Source organism: Mesorhizobium sp. ISC11 (assembly GCF_037162595.1).
In the GTDB taxonomy this organism is placed as follows: Bacteria; Pseudomonadota; Alphaproteobacteria; order Rhizobiales; family Rhizobiaceae; genus Mesorhizobium; species Mesorhizobium ciceri.
Genome location: NZ_JAVSPW010000001.1, coordinates 2,081,867 through 2,096,454, shown reverse-complemented (window position 1 = coordinate 2,096,454; position 14,588 = coordinate 2,081,867). Strand labels below are relative to the sequence as shown.

The window sequence follows — 14,588 nt, the reverse complement described above, 5'->3', positions numbered from 1 at the left end:
GCACCGATCCCAAAGCTGGCAAGGCGGGTCCTTGGCCAACCGTACCACGTATGCGGGGCGGCTGAGCGCACGGCATGTCTAGACACAGGTGTCCAAAACTTGTGCATGGCCAATTGCAAGGCCCTCTCGCCGTTGAGCAACCCGCATTCCCGCGCATTGCCGAAGTAAGATCGAGGTGCCCGCCATGACTGCACTTATGACATTTGCAGCGTATGCCGACGCGATAGGCGTCCACGCATCAACGGTTTCTCGGGGCGTGCAGAAAGGCACCATCCCGGTTGTGGAACTGGCAGACGGTCGCCGGCTGATCGATCGCACTGCGGCCGATTCTGCACGGCGCCGGAACTCCAACATCGTAACCGGCCACGGCGGGCGACCTGATCGCACCTTGCGCAAGGCATCGGAATGGAAAGCCAGGCAGAGCAACGGTTATGATCCGGCTGTCATGGCGTGTCTGTGTGTCATGCGGACGGCGTGGCCGGATCTGGTCCGCAAGGCCATGGCCCTGCTCGGGGCCGACGAACTCAACCAGGCGCGTGCCGTCATCACCGTGCGTGATCTCGTCGACACGCTTGCCGTTGCCGTGCATCACGACTTCAACGCTGGCCGGGTTTTCGATTTCAGAGAACCGCTGACGCCAATCCCAGAATTAACCTGGGCATCGCCAGAAGTGCAGGCGTTTTTCGAAGCGGTCGGCGGCACTGCCGAAACCGAATTCGAAACCCTTTGGACATCGGACGAACCAGGCGAAGGCCTGCCCGGTGGCGAGACTTGGGCCTGGGAGGCCAGCTTGGCACACGATCGGGTAAGCGCCCGATGATCGAGGCTGTCCCCATCCTTGCGCGTCAAAGCCTGGCCGGCGTGCCCGTCGAAGCAATCAACGAAACCGAACGGCGCCTTGTCGCCATCAATCACGGGGGAAACCCATGAACGTCTTAATCGGCAACGAACTCTGGCTTTACGGCACCGTTGGCGAAGGCATCGCAGAGGGCCTCGACGGCTTTACGCCCCTCAACGTCCGCGACGCGCTGCTCAAGGTCGGCCCAACGGCGGACGTGACAGTTCGCATCAATTCGGCTGGCGGGTCTGTCACCGATGGCGCCGCAATCTTCAACATTCTGGCCGCGCATCGCGGAAAGGTCACTGTGTGGATTGAAGGCATCGCAGCGTCGGCGGCGTCCGTCGTCGCGATGGGCGGGCGGGAAATCATCATCAGGCCAGGCGCGTTCTTTATGATCCATGAGGCAAGTGCAATGACCATCGGCACGGCGTCCGACCATGCCGAGATGATCGAAGCACTAAAAACGATCAACGAATCGATCGTCCGAGTTTACGCCGACCGGACCCGGCAACCGATCGCGGAAATCAAGAAGTGGATGGCTGCCGAAACGTGGTTCACGGCCGACGAGGCAGTGGCCAAGCGGTTCGCTGACAAGGTGGTGGACGGTCGGGCCAAATTCCCCAGCCACGCAGCGTTCGATTGGTCTGTCTATTCCAAAGCGCCATCTCAACTGGTTGCGCTCGCCGGTTCCGTGCGTAACACGGCCGCTTTTGAGGCTGTCCAGGCGCGCTACACGACGGCCCGCAAAGCAGCGACCGACGAGGCAGTGACGTCCTTCCTTCGCCAGTTCTGTCTCGGCCGCGAGAAGGAACCGGACGTTGCATCGCTGATGGGCACGCTGAAAGCCGAATCGCCCGCCGCCTATGCGACCGCGTTGAAACTCGGCCGTGTCGCCAAGGCAAAAGGCCAGATGCCGAACAGTTCTGAAATCTACGCTCGGCGCAACAATGACGACATCTGGAAGAGCGCGGTCGATAAAGCCAACAAGCGCGGGGGGATGTAGAAGATGGCCGGCAAAAAGACGATCACGCAACGCATCGCGCTCGACGGCGGCAAAGACATTGAGAAGCAACTCAAGTCGCTTGGCGCCGCTGGCGAGAAGGCGTTCAAAGAGATTCAGGCGGCCGCCAACAAGGCGAACTTCGACAGGTTCACGGCGTCGCTCTCAAAGGTGAGAACCGACCTTGCCACCATCGGCAAGAACATCGCCTTGCTCGGCGCTGGTCTGACGGCAGCCGCTGCCGGCGCTGGCGCTGCCATGTTCGGCCTGGCCAAGTCCAGTGGCGAGGTTGCCGACAAAGCTGGCAAGGCAGCCCAAACGACAGGCTTGCAGGTCGAGGCTTTCACCAAGCTCCAATTCGCCGCCGAGATGGCCAACGTTTCCAACGAGCAGTTCGTCTCGGGCATGGGCCGGTTGAACAAGGCGATCGCCGAGGCGGCCAAAGGAACCGACAAGGCCGGCGACACGCTCGACGCCAGTGGCGTGTCGGTTACGCGTTTCGGCGAAAAGACCAAGGATGCTGCCAAACAGGTCGCTGATGCCGGCAACGTGTTCACACGACTTGGCGTCAAGGTCCGCGACGCCAACGGCAAGCTGCGAAGCAACGAAGCGATCCTTCTGGACGTCGCCGATGCCTTCGCCCGCATGCCGGACTCCGCCCTTAAATCAGCGCTTGCGATCGAACTTTTCGGCAAGGCCGGCGCCGAGTTGCTGCCGTTCCTCAACGAGGGCAAAGCCGGGCTATTCGAGCTCGGCGAGCAGGCAAAGAAACTCGGGGTCACCCTGACCGATGCACAGGCGGCGATCGGCGACGATCTGGGCGACAGTCTCGATTCGGTGAGCAAGGCCGCTGCCGGCGCCCGGCTGCAACTCGGCCTGGTCTTCGCGCCTGGTCTGACGGCGCTCGCCAACGGTTTCGCCGACATCATCGCCAACAACCGCGACTTGCTGGTCGAGTTCGGCCAGACGATCAATCGAAACGTGCTCAGTGTGGTCGGCGATCTGCTGCACCTCTTGAGCGGCAACAGCCAGAACATCAAGAACCCGTGGATCAAGGAATGGTCCGCTGCCATCGTCCAGTTTGGCAACGATGTCGCCGGCGTCTTCAACGGGCTCGTCCTGCCGGCATTCAAGCTGCTCCGGGAGGGCGCGCAGTTCGTTGCCGAGCAGATCAACAAGGTTTTCGGAACCGACATCACAGGCGGCGAGCTCGCGCTCGGCGCTGCCGTCTTGTCGCTCGTCGGCGCCTTTACCTTGCTCGCCTCAACCATAAGCGCCGTTATTGCCGGCGTCGGCTTCCTGGCCGGTGTGGTGGGCGGTATCCCGCTGGCAATCACCGCAGCAGTAGTTGCGGCAGGAATAGCAATTGCCGTGTTTTGGGAGCAGGTAAAAGCCGGTTCGGCTGCCGGGTGGCAATACGTCACGGACGGCGCCACAGCCGCTTGGGGCGCGATCGCGCAAGGTGCAACCGATCTATGGTCTCAGATCGTCGGCGCCTTCCAGTCAGGTCAGCAGATGGCAGTGGATGCCTTCAACGCCATCGTCGAGGCCATCGTGGCGGCGTGGGGCAGTTTGTCCGAACGCCTGGGCACAATCGCTCAAGCGATCGTCGAGCGCATTGTGGCGGTCTTCCAAGCCATCACGGCTCGCATCTCGGCAATCTTCGACGGGATTGTCGGCATAGCCCAAAGGGTGCTGGGGCGTGTGTCATCGCTGGTCGATTCTATCATCTCAAAGATCAAATCGGCGATCGACTACGCGAAGCAACTTGCCGGGTTCGGCGGCGGAGACTCGGGCGGCGGCGGATCATCCTCAAGGAAAGGGTTCGCTGCTGGCGGCTCTGTTCGCGGTCCTGGTGGCCCGCGGTCCGATTCCATTCTGGCCCGACTGAGCGCAGGCGAATTCGTTATCCAGGCGAAAGTGGTGCGGCAGCTCGGGGTAGATTTCTTCCATAGGCTGAACAACGGCTTCCTGCCTGCGATGGACAGCTTCCGCGGTTTCAGCATCGGCGGGTTTGCTGACAACCTCAATCGTTCGATGCAGATCCCGCGTTTCGCCGATGGCGGTTTAGCCAAGATGAAGCTGGCGCCGGCCGGCATCGCAGGATCGTCGGGCCTCACAACTGTGCGGCTCGATTTCGGTCTCGGCCCTCAAGATGTCGTCGATCTGATCGGCGAAGGCCACGTCATCAGAAAACTGCAGAACGTTGCGGTCAAAGCTGGGCTACTCTCGACCGGTCGCAAACCGTTGAGGGGCACGAAATGACTTGGCCAAATGCAAACCTAGGTCCGTTCGAAGGCGAAAACGAAGCCTGGCGCGAGCACGTCTCCAAAGAGTTCTCGCGTCTCGTCACCTCGCCCATGCTCGAAGTTCGCGAGTGCTCGCCAGCGCAGGCGGCAATTGCCCATTTTCGCGGCTTCATTTCCTGCGCATTTACCGACGCAATCGAGCGCGGCGATGGTGAGCAACAGATCATGCCAGACGTGCTGGAGAAAATCCGGCCTTGGGTGGAAGGGCTTAGGAACGCCGAGGCAATGGTTATGTTTCTGGACAGGAAGCCAACGCAATTGACGGTGCTGCCGGGCGGGAAAGACGACGACTCCGAGCCGGGTGGCGCCGCATGATGATGCCCATCTTCGCCTTCACAATCTCCGCTGGCGTGGTGCTGGCGCTGGCCTGGTGGCCGGTCTAGGGCCAATTGACCTTCTGTGCGGGCTGTGATCCTGTCAAAAGAAAAAGGAGGAAATCAACCCCCATGAAGAATGCAGCGAAGGTGCGCAGCGAACTGGTGGAGATCCAAGGCGGGAAATGCTGCTACTGCCGACAACCGTTCACAGAGACCGGGCGGAAGGTAGCCACCTTGGAACACAAAACACCTAAGATGCACCGCGGATCGAACAAGCGATCTAACCTCGCTGCCGCGTGCCTAGGATGCAATCAGCGCCGAGGTCATCAAATGAATGTCGCCAAGCAGCGGAAACTGGCATCAGCGGCAGACTAATGCGCGATGCCGAGCTAGTCGAGCGTCCCGGCAAGGGTTGGACGCCATGGCAGGAAGGCGCGGGCGAGATCCCCATCGACAAGGTATGGTGGGCGGCCAGGGTGCTGCACTTTGCCAAGCTCAACGTGTCGTGCTGGTCCGACAGTTCCGATCTCGTCGGCATCGAACACTGGGGATAATCGCGATCAGAAGTGGTAAGCGAAGCGCCAGGAGACGCACGGGGCGCATAACGGTGATTGGACAGCCGCCGGCCTGAGTGGTGCGCTGACGGGATCCTCCGTTCAGATAATCTTTTTCGCTTCAGGTCGATTACGCTGGAGCGATTCGGCGACAGCATTGATTGCATGTTCCATTGCCGCCACAGCTTCCTTTTCGGTCGACCCTAATCCTAGCGACCTGATCATGAGCGCAAAACAGTCAGCACGGCCGAAAAAAGTCTTTAACGGTTCGACGATCATGTCAAAGCCAATGTGGTGTGCCTCTGTCGGCTTGATGCCGCCTAAGACAGACTTGGCGAGATCAACGAACCTGTCGCTGTTGGTGTTGTCTTCTTCCTCTAGGAATTCGATAACGACGAAGGATCCACCTTGCCAAGGCGGATCGAGGCCTTCGCGATAAAACACCCCGTGTTCGCACGCACTGGACATCAATGTGGGAGACGTAGCGAGCACCCTTAGCAGCTTCGCCAATGCCGGAATCTCCCGCGCTTCCGGAACTTGGTCGACAAGGTCCGGCCTTCCTCGAAGGTCCAGCCAACCGTAATTCAACCGGCCTTCCACCGGTATCGAGCGCGCCGGGTAAGGCACCATGGTGCCAGGCTGCTTGAGCTTGACTATAGAGAATCCGTTGCCTTGAAGCACAATTTCCTTGTCGTCGTCGTCTTCGCTCATCAGCCGACGGTCCGCTCGATCGTGACTTTCTTCCCGCGCGAGAGGGCGACCAGCAACCCGAGAATGATGTCGCCGAAGAGCCAAAGCCAAAGCAGCATGCCGACCGCCAGTGTCCCGCCGATGGCAGTGCCGGCCTGTGACGCAGCATCGGCCGTGGCTTGGAAGTGCTCGCTCGATATTTTGATGGCGTAGAATATCCACAGGCCCATCAGCGCGTTGAAGGCCAGGAACATCCACCAGAAAATCATGCCGAAGAAACCGCGCTTGCGTTTCTCGATGCGCTCTATGTGAGGCATAGTAATCTCCCCCTGTTTATTTGCCCGAGCCAACAATTGCGCAAACCAGGCGCGCGCGCAAGCGGGCTCCCCCGAAGGGAGCGGCTTGACGAAATCGGCAAATCAGCGGCTTATCGTCCGTGGGCGTAGAAACCCGGACCGTGATATCTCCGAACGGTCCCTTGGCGGGGACACAACTTTCCTTGGCGGGAAAGTCTCTCGGATGAATGTTTGCAAATTTTGCAAACAATGGACGCGCTTGGCGGCGCGGCTCCAAACCCGACCTTTATGGCCGGGGGGCGCCGTTCTGTCCAGAGCCTTCGGGCTTAAAAGCGTCGCGCCAGTCTCACGGCTGGTTTCTACCCCCCGGCTTCGGCCCGTCGCCGATGATGGAAACTCTCATAGAACAGGGAGAGTTTCCGCCGGCCGTAGAAAGCCGGTTCCAACCGTGGGGACTATCAAATGAACTCGAAGGCAACAACGATCGACCGGCGGCGCCTGCTGCTGGGCACAGGGGCAACTGCGGCTGGCCTGGGAGCGCTGTCCGTGCTTCCCCCGAACGTTGCCGCCAACTTGGCGTCAACGTCGCCTACACCGGACGAACGGATCACCGCCGCAATCGAGGAAATCAAGGCGGCCTTCTGGGAGAAGTGGCCCGATGCACCGCTTCGGATCATGGACATCGACAACATCGCGGACGGGATGGTCATCATCCTTTCCCATGTCGAGGCCGACAAGCCCGGTGATGTTCGCTATGAGCGGACGGGACTTGCAAGGCTCTTGGAAGGCGGTGCATCATGAACGCCCACACGCCCATTCTGAAGCCCTACGGCTGCCCGCAAGGTGTCGACCCTCGCACATGGCGCCAGTCGGTCGAGGCGCGTCTGAACGATCTCCTGGACCGCGCCATGAGCCTAATAACGGCACTGGATCTCATGGAAGTTGATTGCGATCTGGAGGAAACAGCCGACGACGAGCCGTCCCTAGGCTGGGGGCATCGCGGCGGGCAATCATTCCTGTCCAGCACCGCCCCGAACCTACCTCCCGGCGACGTGCTGGATCCAGAGCTCGACAATGCTGACGACGAGGAAGGCGGCGACCCTGAACCCTGTCCAGACGTCTACGGCGAAACCGTCATGTGGGGCGACGATCTGGCGTCCCAAGACGTGCTGGTGTCGCTATGAAAGCCGAGCCACTGGCACAGTTGCGAATGGCGTCCAGCATGTCGTCTATGGTTGAGTCAGCAGCGCTGATCCGGCAGGCAGCGGCTTCGATCGCAAATGCGATGGCTATAATCCACGGCGGGAAGTGGCAAATTCTGATCGACCATCAGACCGGCTTTGTGACCGTGCTGCGAGGCTGATCAAGAGGGGCCGATCAAGTCGCCAAGTTGGCGACTTGGGTTTAGGGACAGTTTGTCCCGAAACCTCCCGCACCCAGTTGGCCCGCTGCCTCACGGTGGCGGGCCTTTTATTAGGACGGGTATTCGATCCACCAATAGGTGATTTCGTACTGTGCGCTCGCATCCCGTGCCCACCAACGCGCACTGCGCCCGTCAAAGCCGGAGAGGTCAAACATTTCTTGCATCTCGGAGATGTGCACCTTGGCCGCCTCCTCAGTGTCATAGCCCTGAGGCAGAAACCCGGAACTCAGCTCGGTCCCGTTTCGATCCTGAGTGCTGGTCCTCACGAGCGGCATTCTCTTTCATCCCAGGTTTGCGATTCGTTCGGATATTGGCCAAAAATTGGACAGAGCCGAGTTCATTTTAGCTAAGTGCTTGAAATATCTGGTACGCCCAAGGGGAATCGAACCCCTGTTACCGCCGTGAAAGGGCGGTGTCCTAACCGCTAGACGATGGGCGCGCTCAGACGAAGCGGCTTATACTGGCGTTGTGCGCAACCGGCAACCCGTCAGGTGCCACCTTGGACAACTTTTTTCCAGGCCTGCCAAATCAACGGTTTGCCGAGGGTTGGCAGGCTTGACGATTAGCGGCGACACCCATCGTTTCGTCATCCACGGGCGGAGCAAGGAGCGCTCCGTCGCGAAGACCCGAGGATGACGAAGTTGGGGACGCTTCGGCCTATCTCGAATGTTCAGGAGGCTGGAACGATATTGCCGGAACGGCCTTGGCGGCTGACAGGCGTAGGCCGTCAAATAGCGCTGCTAGCCGTCACCGCCGCTGCGCCGGCGGCAGCGCCAGTTCCAGTCGCGCTCGGGACCGACGTCGACGTGAACCGATTCTGTGTGGCAGTATGTGCCGACACCGCCGCGACCGGGCATGCTTCTGATGTAGCTCGCTAGTTCCCATTTCGAAACGCCGGGAACCTGGATGTCGGCGGCGGCGCAATACATGTGCAGCGAATTCTTGGCGCCGTTGGCGCGCCGGTTGCGGGCCGGGTCGCGATAGCCTGACGTCACCGTCATCTTGCGGCCGTAGTGGCCTTCGATCGTCTTCAGCACGCGCACCAGCGACGGCTTCAGGCAGGCCACATCGACGCTTTCGTTCTGCTTGAGCAGCCCGTTGGGCGCCAGCCGGGCCATGCCGGCGGCGGACGCAACCTGATAGGAGCCGCCCACTGGCCCCTCATCCTCGTTGAGGTCGACGTCGCTTTCGTCATCGAGGCCCGACTTGCGCTTGATCTCGAACAGGGCCGTCTGGCGCACGCCGGGCAGGGCATCGCTGCCGGTGATGTGACCGCTATCGCCACCGAGCGAAGCCAGCTGTACCGGCTTGGCCGTGGAATTGGCCGAGGCAAGCGTGATGATCGGCTTTGCCGCTGCTGGCGTCGCTTTTGCCTGCGCCGGGGGCTGCTCGCCCGTCCGGGCGTTGCTGATGAGGGGGGCTGGTGTCGCCGAGGCTGGCGTTGCGCCAAACATCGAGGCGAGGAAGCCTTTCTTCTTTGGTGCTTCGGCCTGCGGCATCTCGCCAGCCGTCACATAGACCGGGTTGTTCATGGCCGGAGCGGCAGCGGGCTTCGGCGCCGCCACGTCGCCGTCGGCCGCGGCGATCTGCTGGGCGACCGCATCGGTCTGCTGCGCGGTCTGTGCCTGCTGCGTCAGCGACTGCGGCGTGTTTCCAACGATGGTTTCGGCGCCCGCCGGCATGGTCAGCGGAAAGGCAGCTCCCGGTTTGGACACAGGCACATAGGCGACCTTTTCAGGCAGCGCCGTGTCGCTTGCCGTCATCACGGTCGTCTGCTCCGTCGTGACATCAGACGAATCGGAGGCGGCGATCGCCTTGCCGCTGGAGGCCGCGCTTACGTCCGATGCGGTGGCATTGTAGCCGGGCATTCCGACCGACATTGCCGGGTCGCCAGCCGAAGTGCAGGAGGCCAGAAGCAAGGAGCAGAGCGCTGCCACAATGGCGCGGCGTTCTCCCTTTGCGAGGCTCCATCCTGCTGATTTCAAAGTCAAATTCCCCCTCGATGTCCGGTCGGTATATCTTGGCGCGGCATGCATGCGTCGCTGCCAAGGTGACCTTTGTCTCCGATCCGGAAACGAGACCTGTGTCAAATCCGCAAGCCTGGAAGTATTTTTGCAGTGATTGCCGAATTACGGCCGCTTGATGGTTGACGACACCATTTCGCCCGCTTTTGGCGGCCCGTCAACTCACCACACATTACAGTCCGTTACACACGGACCTTCACATAGGTGCCCGGAGCATCACCCAAGGTTTTCATATGCTTGCCCGGTTTGCGGGCAGGCACACGGGTGTTGTCCTTGGCCTCTATCCAGCCTTGCCAGTGCGGCCACCAGGATCCTGGATGGTCGGTGGCATTGGCTATCCACTGGCTGAAGTCGCCCGTCGGCGTACCCCCGGTCCAATACTGGTATTTGTTGGATGCCGGCGGATTGACGACCCCGGCGATATGGCCCGACCCCGCCATCACATACTCGACCGTGCCGCCGAAATATTTGGAGCCGAGGAACACCGAAAGCGCCGGCGCGATGTGATCTTCCTTGGAGGCAAGGTTGTAGACCGGGATCGTGATGTCGCCGAGCGAGACCGTGCGGCCCGCCAGTTCCATCGTGCCTTGCGAAAGGTTGTTCTCGAGATAGCAGTTGCGCAGGTAGAAAGAGTGGTTGGCTGCGGCCATGCGGGTGGAATCGGCATTCCAGTAGAGCAGGTCGAAGGGCAGGGGATCCTTGCCGCGCATGTAGTTGTTGACGACATAGGGCCAGATCAGGTCGCCTGAGCGCAGCATGTTGAAGGCGGTCGCCATCTTGGTGCCGTCGAGATAGCCCTTTTCGCTCATCGACTTTTCCACTGCCGCGACCTGTTCTTCGTCGACGAACACCTTCAGGTCGCCGGCATAGGTGAAGTCGACCTGCGTGGTGAAGAAGGTCGCCGACTTGATGCGGTCGTCGCCCTCTTGCGCCATCAGCGCCAGTGCCGCCGCCAGGAGCGTGCCGCCGACGCAATAGCCGATCCCGTTGACGTCGCGTTCGCCGGTGGCCTTCTCGACCGTGTCGAGGCCGTATTGCAGACCCTCGCGGATATAGGCTTCCCAGCTCTTGGTGCCGTGGCGCTCGTCCGGATTGACCCAGGAGATGACGAACACGGTGTGGCCCTGTTCAACCGCCCAGCGAATGAAGGATTTCTGCGGGTTCAGATCGAGGATGTAGAATTTATTGATCCATGGCGGGCAGATCAGCAGGGGCCGCTTGAGCACCGTCTCGGTCGCCGGTTCGTACTGGATGATTTCGGCGACGTCGCTGCGGCCGACCACCTTGCCGGGAGTGGTGGCGATGTTCCTGCCGATCTCGAAGGGCGAGTAGTCGGCCTGCCGCAGCTTCAGGTCGCCCTTGCCGGCGGCGATGTCCTCGGCCAGCATCTTCATGCCGCGCACCAGGTTTTCGCCGTTCGAGGCGACGGTTTCGCGGAACAGTTCCGGATTGGTCAGGATGAAATTCGACGGCGAGATGGCGTTGGACACCTGCTTGACGTAAAAGCCGGCCTTGTGGCGGGTGTGCTCGTCAAGACCTTCGGCGTGCTCGACCAGATCGGCCGCCCAGCGCGAGGTGACGAGATAGGCCTGCTTGAGGAAATCGAAGAAGGCGTTGCGGCCCCATTCCGGGTCGAGGAAGCGCTTGTCGCCGCGCTCCGGCTTGACCGCGTCTTCGGTGTCTTGCGCGGCGTTGCTGGTGCGCTGAATGGCGTTGGCCCAGACTGTCATATAGCCGGAGAACAGCCGCGTCTGCGCTTCCAGCGCGCGCTGCGGATCGGCAAGCCAGTATTCGCTGAGCTTGGAAAAGGTCTTCACCATATCGACGACGGGCTCGGCCACATGGTCGCGCACGTCGCCTTTTTCGCGCGGCTCGGCCCAGGCGGAAGCGGCCTTGCCGGCCTGCTCGATCATGCGCGCCATGTTCAGGGCGAAGCGTTCCGGGTCCTTCACCAGATATTGCTCGACGGTCGAAGGCTGGTCATCTTCCGCTTTGCCCGAATCGGGTGTTTTGGACATGGTTGGCGGGGTTCCTCCCGAGGCCTTTTCTTGACATATTAACATGGGACATCCGACCGGGCCAATCTCGCTCTACCTCGGCTGCCAAGGAAACAATATGACGATTAATATTGGCGAGACTGTTTTTTTCGGTGCCGGACGTTTTTGCCGCATCGGCGCGGCGATCGTCCTCATCGGCATTGCCGGGTGCTCGAGCACCAACACGAATGGCCCGACGCCTGTCGCTGTGGGTGCGGGACCGAAGGACACCGGCACCTTCCCGAACCTGAACATCAAGCCGCAAGTGGCGGCGCCGCAGTTCACCGAAGCCGAGAAGAACGCCAAGCTCGCGCAATTGAAGGCGGATGAGAATGCGCAGGCGGCAAAGGGCGGCGGCCCCAAGGTCGCCAACCAGGCTGCGCTGACGGATCTGGCCAAGAAGCATGGCGACGAAACGCTGAAGCAGATCGAAGCCAAATGCGACCCCGCCCTCGACCCTACCTGCAAATAAGTATATAGCGCGCGCCCAACACCCCTTCGCTGTCTGGAACTGCCATGGAAGAATTTCACAAGGTTCGCCGGCTTCCGCCTTACGTGTTCGAGCAGGTCAACCGGCTCAAGGCCAGCGCCCGATCGCGTGGCGCCGACATCATCGACCTCGGCATGGGCAATCCGGACCTGCCGACGCCCAAGGCTATCGTCGACAAATTGTGCGAGGTCGTGCGCGACCCGCGCACGCATCGCTATTCCTCGTCGCGCGGCATTCCGGGCCTGCGCCGCGCCCAGGCCGCCTACTATGGCAGGCGCTTCGGCGTGAAGCTCAACCCCGACACGCAAGTGGTGGCCACGCTTGGCTCGAAGGAAGGCTTTGCCAACATGGCGCAGGCGATCACCGCGCCCGGCGACGTGATCCTGTGCCCGAACCCGACCTATCCGATCCATGCCTTCGGCTTTATCATGTCGGGCGGCGTCATCCGCTCGCTGCAGGTGGAGCCGGACGACGGTTTCATCCCGGCGCTCGAGCGCGGTGTCAAGCATTCGATCCCGAAGCCGCTGGCGCTGATCCTCAACTATCCGTCGAACCCGACAGCGCTGGTCGCCTCGCTCGATTTCTACAAGGATGTGGTCGCCTTCGCCAAGAAGAACGACATCATCATCCTGTCCGACCTTGCCTATTCGGAGATCTATTTCGACGGCAATCCGCCGCCTTCGGTGCTGCAGGTGCCTGGCGCGATCGACGTTTGCGTCGAATTCACCTCCATGTCGAAGACCTTCTCCATGCCCGGTTGGCGCATGGGCTTTGCCGTCGGCAACGAGCGGCTGATCTCGGCGCTGACGCGGGTGAAGTCCTACCTCGATTACGGCGCCTTCACGCCGATCCAGGTGGCGGCGGCACACGCGCTCAACGGCGACGGCGCCGACATCGCCGAGGTGCGCGACATCTACCACAAGCGCCGCGACGTGATGGTCGACGCCTTCGGCCGCGCCGGCTGGACCATTCCGGCACCGGCGGCATCGATGTTCGCCTGGGCGCCGATCCCGGAGCCGTTCAAGCATCTCGGCTCGCTCGAATTCTCCAAGCTGCTCATCGAACATGCCGACGTGGCCGTGGCGCCCGGTGTCGGCTTCGGCGAGCATGGCGACGAATTCGTGCGCGTTGCTCTGGTCGAGAACGAGCACAGGATCCGGCAGGCGGCGCGCAACATCAAGCGCTTCCTGTCGACCAGCGCCAAGCAGCCCAACAATGTCGTGCCGCTCTCCGCTCACCGGTAAGCTTGCCGCACGCAAATTCGATCTGACTTTGAGGGACGTCGCCGGACATGGCTGAAGCATTGCGTGTTGGAATTGCCGGCCTCGGCACGGTCGGTGCATCGGTGGCGCGCGTGCTGCGCGACAAAGCGGTGGAACTGACCCGCCAGTGCGGCCGTGACGTGATCGTCACCGCCGTCTCGGCGCGCGACCACAAGCGCGATCGGGGCGTCGATTTGAGCTCTGCAAAGTGGTTCGACGATCCGGTCAAGATGGCCCAGACCGCAGAAATCGACGTGTTCGTCGAACTGATCGGCGGCGACGAGGGCCCGGCGCGCTCATCGGTGAAGACGGCACTCGAAGCCGGCCGTCACGTCGTCACCGCCAACAAGGCGCTGCTGGCCAAGCATGGCGTGGCGCTGGCCGAGATCGCCGAGAAGAAGGGCGTGCTTCTCAATTACGAGGCGGCGGTGGCGGGCGGCATCCCCGTCATCAAGACGATGCGTGAGGCGATGGCCGGCAATTCGGTCACCCGCGTGTTCGGCATCCTCAACGGCACCTGTAACTACATCCTGACCCGCATGGAGGCCGAGGGCATCTCGTTCGATGCTTGCCTGAAGGACGCGCAGCGGCTGGGCTATGCCGAGGCTGATCCGACCTTCGACATCGAGGGCCACGACACGGCGCACAAGCTGTCGATCCTGACCAGCCTTGCCTTTGGCACCAGGATCGCCGCCAACGACATCTACATGGAAGGCATTTCCAACATCACCCAGGCCGACATCCGCGCGGCCGCCGATCTTGGCTACCGGATCAAGCTGCTGGGTGTCGCCCAGCGCACCGAGAGCGGCATCGAGCAGCGCGTGCATCCTACCATGGTGCCGACCGCATCGGTCATCGCGCAGGTGCATGGCGTCACCAATGCGGTGGCGATCGAGACCGACATTCTGGGCGAGCTGCTGCTGTCCGGCCCCGGTGCGGGCGGCAACGCCACCGCATCGGCCGTCATCGGCGACATCGCCGACATCGCCAAGAGCCGGCCAGGCTTCCAGCATGGTCCGGTCTTCGGCCGGCCGGCCAAGGAGCTGAAACCCTACAAGAAGGCGCAGATGCGCAGCCATGCCGGCGGTTATTTCATCCGGCTGACCGTGCACGACCGCATCGGCGTGTTCGCGGCAATCGCCAAGCGCATGGCCGACAATGACATCTCGCTGGAATCGATCGTCCAGCACGCAGTCAACGGCGAGGCGGCGGCACAGAAGACAGTGATCCTTGTCACCCACGAGACGACGGAGGCCGCCGTGCGCAAGGCGGTAGACGGCATCACCAAGGACGGACATCTGACCGACAAACCGCAGGTCATCCGCATCGAACGGGCAGGGTAGCTC

15 protein-coding genes and 1 tRNA gene are annotated in these 14,588 nt (G+C 61.7%); 11 read left to right on the top strand and 5 right to left on the bottom strand.

Features of this window, described 5'->3' with window-relative positions:
• The first annotated feature begins 184 nt into the window (after positions 1-184).
• The 6 genes from RPF88_RS10425 to RPF88_RS10405 all read left to right on the top strand — a co-directional run bounded on the left by RPF88_RS10425 (position 185) and on the right by RPF88_RS10405 (position 5,021).
• Positions 185-820 carry a hypothetical protein gene (locus tag RPF88_RS10425; RefSeq protein WP_337122347.1) on the top strand — a complete coding sequence of 212 codons (636 nt, stop codon included), beginning with the start codon at positions 185-187 and terminating at the stop codon, positions 818-820.
• Between the two features lie 106 nt (positions 821-926).
• Complete coding sequence (locus tag RPF88_RS10420) at positions 927-1,844, top strand: head maturation protease, ClpP-related (RefSeq protein ID WP_337122345.1); 918 nt, start codon at positions 927-929, stop codon at positions 1,842-1,844.
• A 3-nt stretch (positions 1,845-1,847) separates the two neighbouring features.
• The gene (locus tag RPF88_RS10415) at positions 1,848-4,106 is read left to right on the top strand and encodes a phage tail protein (RefSeq protein ID WP_337122343.1); all 2,259 of its coding nucleotides are present in this window, start codon (positions 1,848-1,850) and stop codon (positions 4,104-4,106) included.
• Positions 4,103-4,465 (top strand): hypothetical protein, encoded by a 363-nt coding sequence (locus RPF88_RS10410; RefSeq protein WP_337122341.1) that lies wholly within the window; start codon positions 4,103-4,105, stop codon positions 4,463-4,465. The genes RPF88_RS10415 and RPF88_RS10410 overlap by 4 nt, the downstream gene beginning before the upstream one ends.
• 131 nt (positions 4,466-4,596) lie before the next feature.
• The gene (locus tag RPF88_RS33395; RefSeq protein WP_442921276.1) at positions 4,597-4,842 is read left to right on the top strand and encodes an HNH endonuclease; all 246 of its coding nucleotides are present in this window, start codon (positions 4,597-4,599) and stop codon (positions 4,840-4,842) included.
• Positions 4,842-5,021, top strand: coding sequence for a hypothetical protein (locus RPF88_RS10405; protein ID WP_337122339.1), 180 nt, complete (start codon positions 4,842-4,844; stop codon positions 5,019-5,021). The genes RPF88_RS33395 and RPF88_RS10405 overlap by 1 nt, the downstream gene beginning before the upstream one ends.
• A gap of 102 nt (positions 5,022-5,123) precedes the next feature.
• On the opposite strand, the gene RPF88_RS10400 is transcribed toward RPF88_RS10405, so the two are convergent.
• Both RPF88_RS10400 and RPF88_RS10395 read right to left on the bottom strand, forming a co-directional pair.
• Positions 5,124-5,732, bottom strand: a complete 609-nt coding sequence (locus RPF88_RS10400) for a hypothetical protein (RefSeq protein WP_337122337.1) — start codon at positions 5,730-5,732, stop codon at positions 5,124-5,126.
• On the bottom strand, positions 5,732-6,028 hold the full coding sequence (locus tag RPF88_RS10395; protein ID WP_337122335.1) for a hypothetical protein: 297 nt from the start codon (positions 6,026-6,028) through the stop codon (positions 5,732-5,734). Before RPF88_RS10395 ends, RPF88_RS10400 begins: the two co-directional genes overlap by 1 nt.
• Positions 6,029-6,469: 441 nt before the next feature.
• Between RPF88_RS10395 and RPF88_RS10390 the strand changes: the two genes are divergently transcribed.
• Entirely contained in the window at positions 6,470-6,808 is a 339-nt protein-coding gene (locus tag RPF88_RS10390; RefSeq protein ID WP_337122332.1) for a hypothetical protein, read from the top strand.
• Positions 6,805-7,191, top strand: a complete 387-nt coding sequence (locus tag RPF88_RS10385) for a hypothetical protein (RefSeq protein WP_337122330.1) — start codon at positions 6,805-6,807, stop codon at positions 7,189-7,191. The genes RPF88_RS10390 and RPF88_RS10385 overlap by 4 nt, the downstream gene beginning before the upstream one ends.
• A gap of 603 nt (positions 7,192-7,794) precedes the next feature.
• Here the strand turns inward: RPF88_RS10385 and RPF88_RS10380 are convergent.
• The 3 genes from RPF88_RS10380 to phaC form a co-directional block, all read right to left on the bottom strand.
• Positions 7,795-7,869 (bottom strand) — tRNA-Glu (locus tag RPF88_RS10380).
• 301 nt (positions 7,870-8,170) lie between these two features.
• Positions 8,171-9,421, bottom strand: a complete 1,251-nt coding sequence (locus RPF88_RS10375) for a YcbK family protein (protein WP_224672896.1) — start codon at positions 9,419-9,421, stop codon at positions 8,171-8,173.
• A gap of 215 nt (positions 9,422-9,636) precedes the next feature.
• On the bottom strand, positions 9,637-11,472 hold the full coding sequence (gene phaC / locus RPF88_RS10370) for a class I poly(R)-hydroxyalkanoic acid synthase (RefSeq protein WP_337122327.1): 1,836 nt from the start codon (positions 11,470-11,472) through the stop codon (positions 9,637-9,639).
• 97 nt (positions 11,473-11,569) lie between these two features.
• Here phaC and RPF88_RS10365 point away from each other — a divergent pair, with 97 nt between their 5' ends.
• From RPF88_RS10365 to RPF88_RS10355, 3 genes are read left to right on the top strand one after another with little or no spacing between them, the layout of a single operon-like run.
• A complete protein-coding gene (locus RPF88_RS10365; RefSeq protein ID WP_027162587.1) occupies positions 11,570-11,962 on the top strand; it encodes a hypothetical protein in 393 nt (130 codons plus the stop codon).
• A gap of 44 nt (positions 11,963-12,006) precedes the next feature.
• Positions 12,007-13,224 carry an LL-diaminopimelate aminotransferase gene (locus tag RPF88_RS10360; RefSeq protein ID WP_013531991.1) on the top strand — a complete coding sequence of 406 codons (1,218 nt, stop codon included), beginning with the start codon at positions 12,007-12,009 and terminating at the stop codon, positions 13,222-13,224.
• A 47-nt stretch (positions 13,225-13,271) separates the two neighbouring features.
• Positions 13,272-14,585 (top strand): homoserine dehydrogenase, encoded by a 1,314-nt coding sequence (locus tag RPF88_RS10355; RefSeq protein WP_013531990.1) that lies wholly within the window; start codon positions 13,272-13,274, stop codon positions 14,583-14,585.
• Positions 14,586-14,588: the final 3 nt, after the last annotated feature.

Excerpts from the sequence above, each read along its gene's own strand:
- RPF88_RS10395 (WP_337122335.1), bottom strand. The coding sequence starts at position 6,028 with ATGCCTCACATAGAGCGCATCGAGAAACGCAAGCGCGGTTTCTTCGGC.
- RPF88_RS10385 (WP_337122330.1), top strand. The coding sequence starts at position 6,805 with ATGAACGCCCACACGCCCATTCTGAAGCCCTACGGCTGCCCGCAAGGT.
- RPF88_RS10390 (WP_337122332.1), top strand. The coding sequence starts at position 6,470 with ATGAACTCGAAGGCAACAACGATCGACCGGCGGCGCCTGCTGCTGGGC.
- RPF88_RS10420 (WP_337122345.1), top strand. The coding sequence starts at position 927 with ATGAACGTCTTAATCGGCAACGAACTCTGGCTTTACGGCACCGTTGGC.
- RPF88_RS10355 (WP_013531990.1), top strand. The coding sequence starts at position 13,272 with ATGGCTGAAGCATTGCGTGTTGGAATTGCCGGCCTCGGCACGGTCGGT.
- RPF88_RS10360 (WP_013531991.1), top strand. The coding sequence starts at position 12,007 with ATGGAAGAATTTCACAAGGTTCGCCGGCTTCCGCCTTACGTGTTCGAG.
- RPF88_RS10410 (WP_337122341.1), top strand. The coding sequence starts at position 4,103 with ATGACTTGGCCAAATGCAAACCTAGGTCCGTTCGAAGGCGAAAACGAA.
- phaC (WP_337122327.1), bottom strand. The coding sequence starts at position 11,472 with ATGTCCAAAACACCCGATTCGGGCAAAGCGGAAGATGACCAGCCTTCG.
- RPF88_RS10400 (WP_337122337.1), bottom strand. The coding sequence starts at position 5,732 with ATGAGCGAAGACGACGACGACAAGGAAATTGTGCTTCAAGGCAACGGA.
- RPF88_RS10415 (WP_337122343.1), top strand. The coding sequence starts at position 1,848 with ATGGCCGGCAAAAAGACGATCACGCAACGCATCGCGCTCGACGGCGGC.
- RPF88_RS10405 (WP_337122339.1), top strand. The coding sequence starts at position 4,842 with ATGCGCGATGCCGAGCTAGTCGAGCGTCCCGGCAAGGGTTGGACGCCA.
- RPF88_RS10365 (WP_027162587.1), top strand. The coding sequence starts at position 11,570 with ATGACGATTAATATTGGCGAGACTGTTTTTTTCGGTGCCGGACGTTTT.
- RPF88_RS33395 (WP_442921276.1), top strand. The coding sequence starts at position 4,597 with ATGAAGAATGCAGCGAAGGTGCGCAGCGAACTGGTGGAGATCCAAGGC.
- RPF88_RS10425 (WP_337122347.1), top strand. The coding sequence starts at position 185 with ATGACTGCACTTATGACATTTGCAGCGTATGCCGACGCGATAGGCGTC.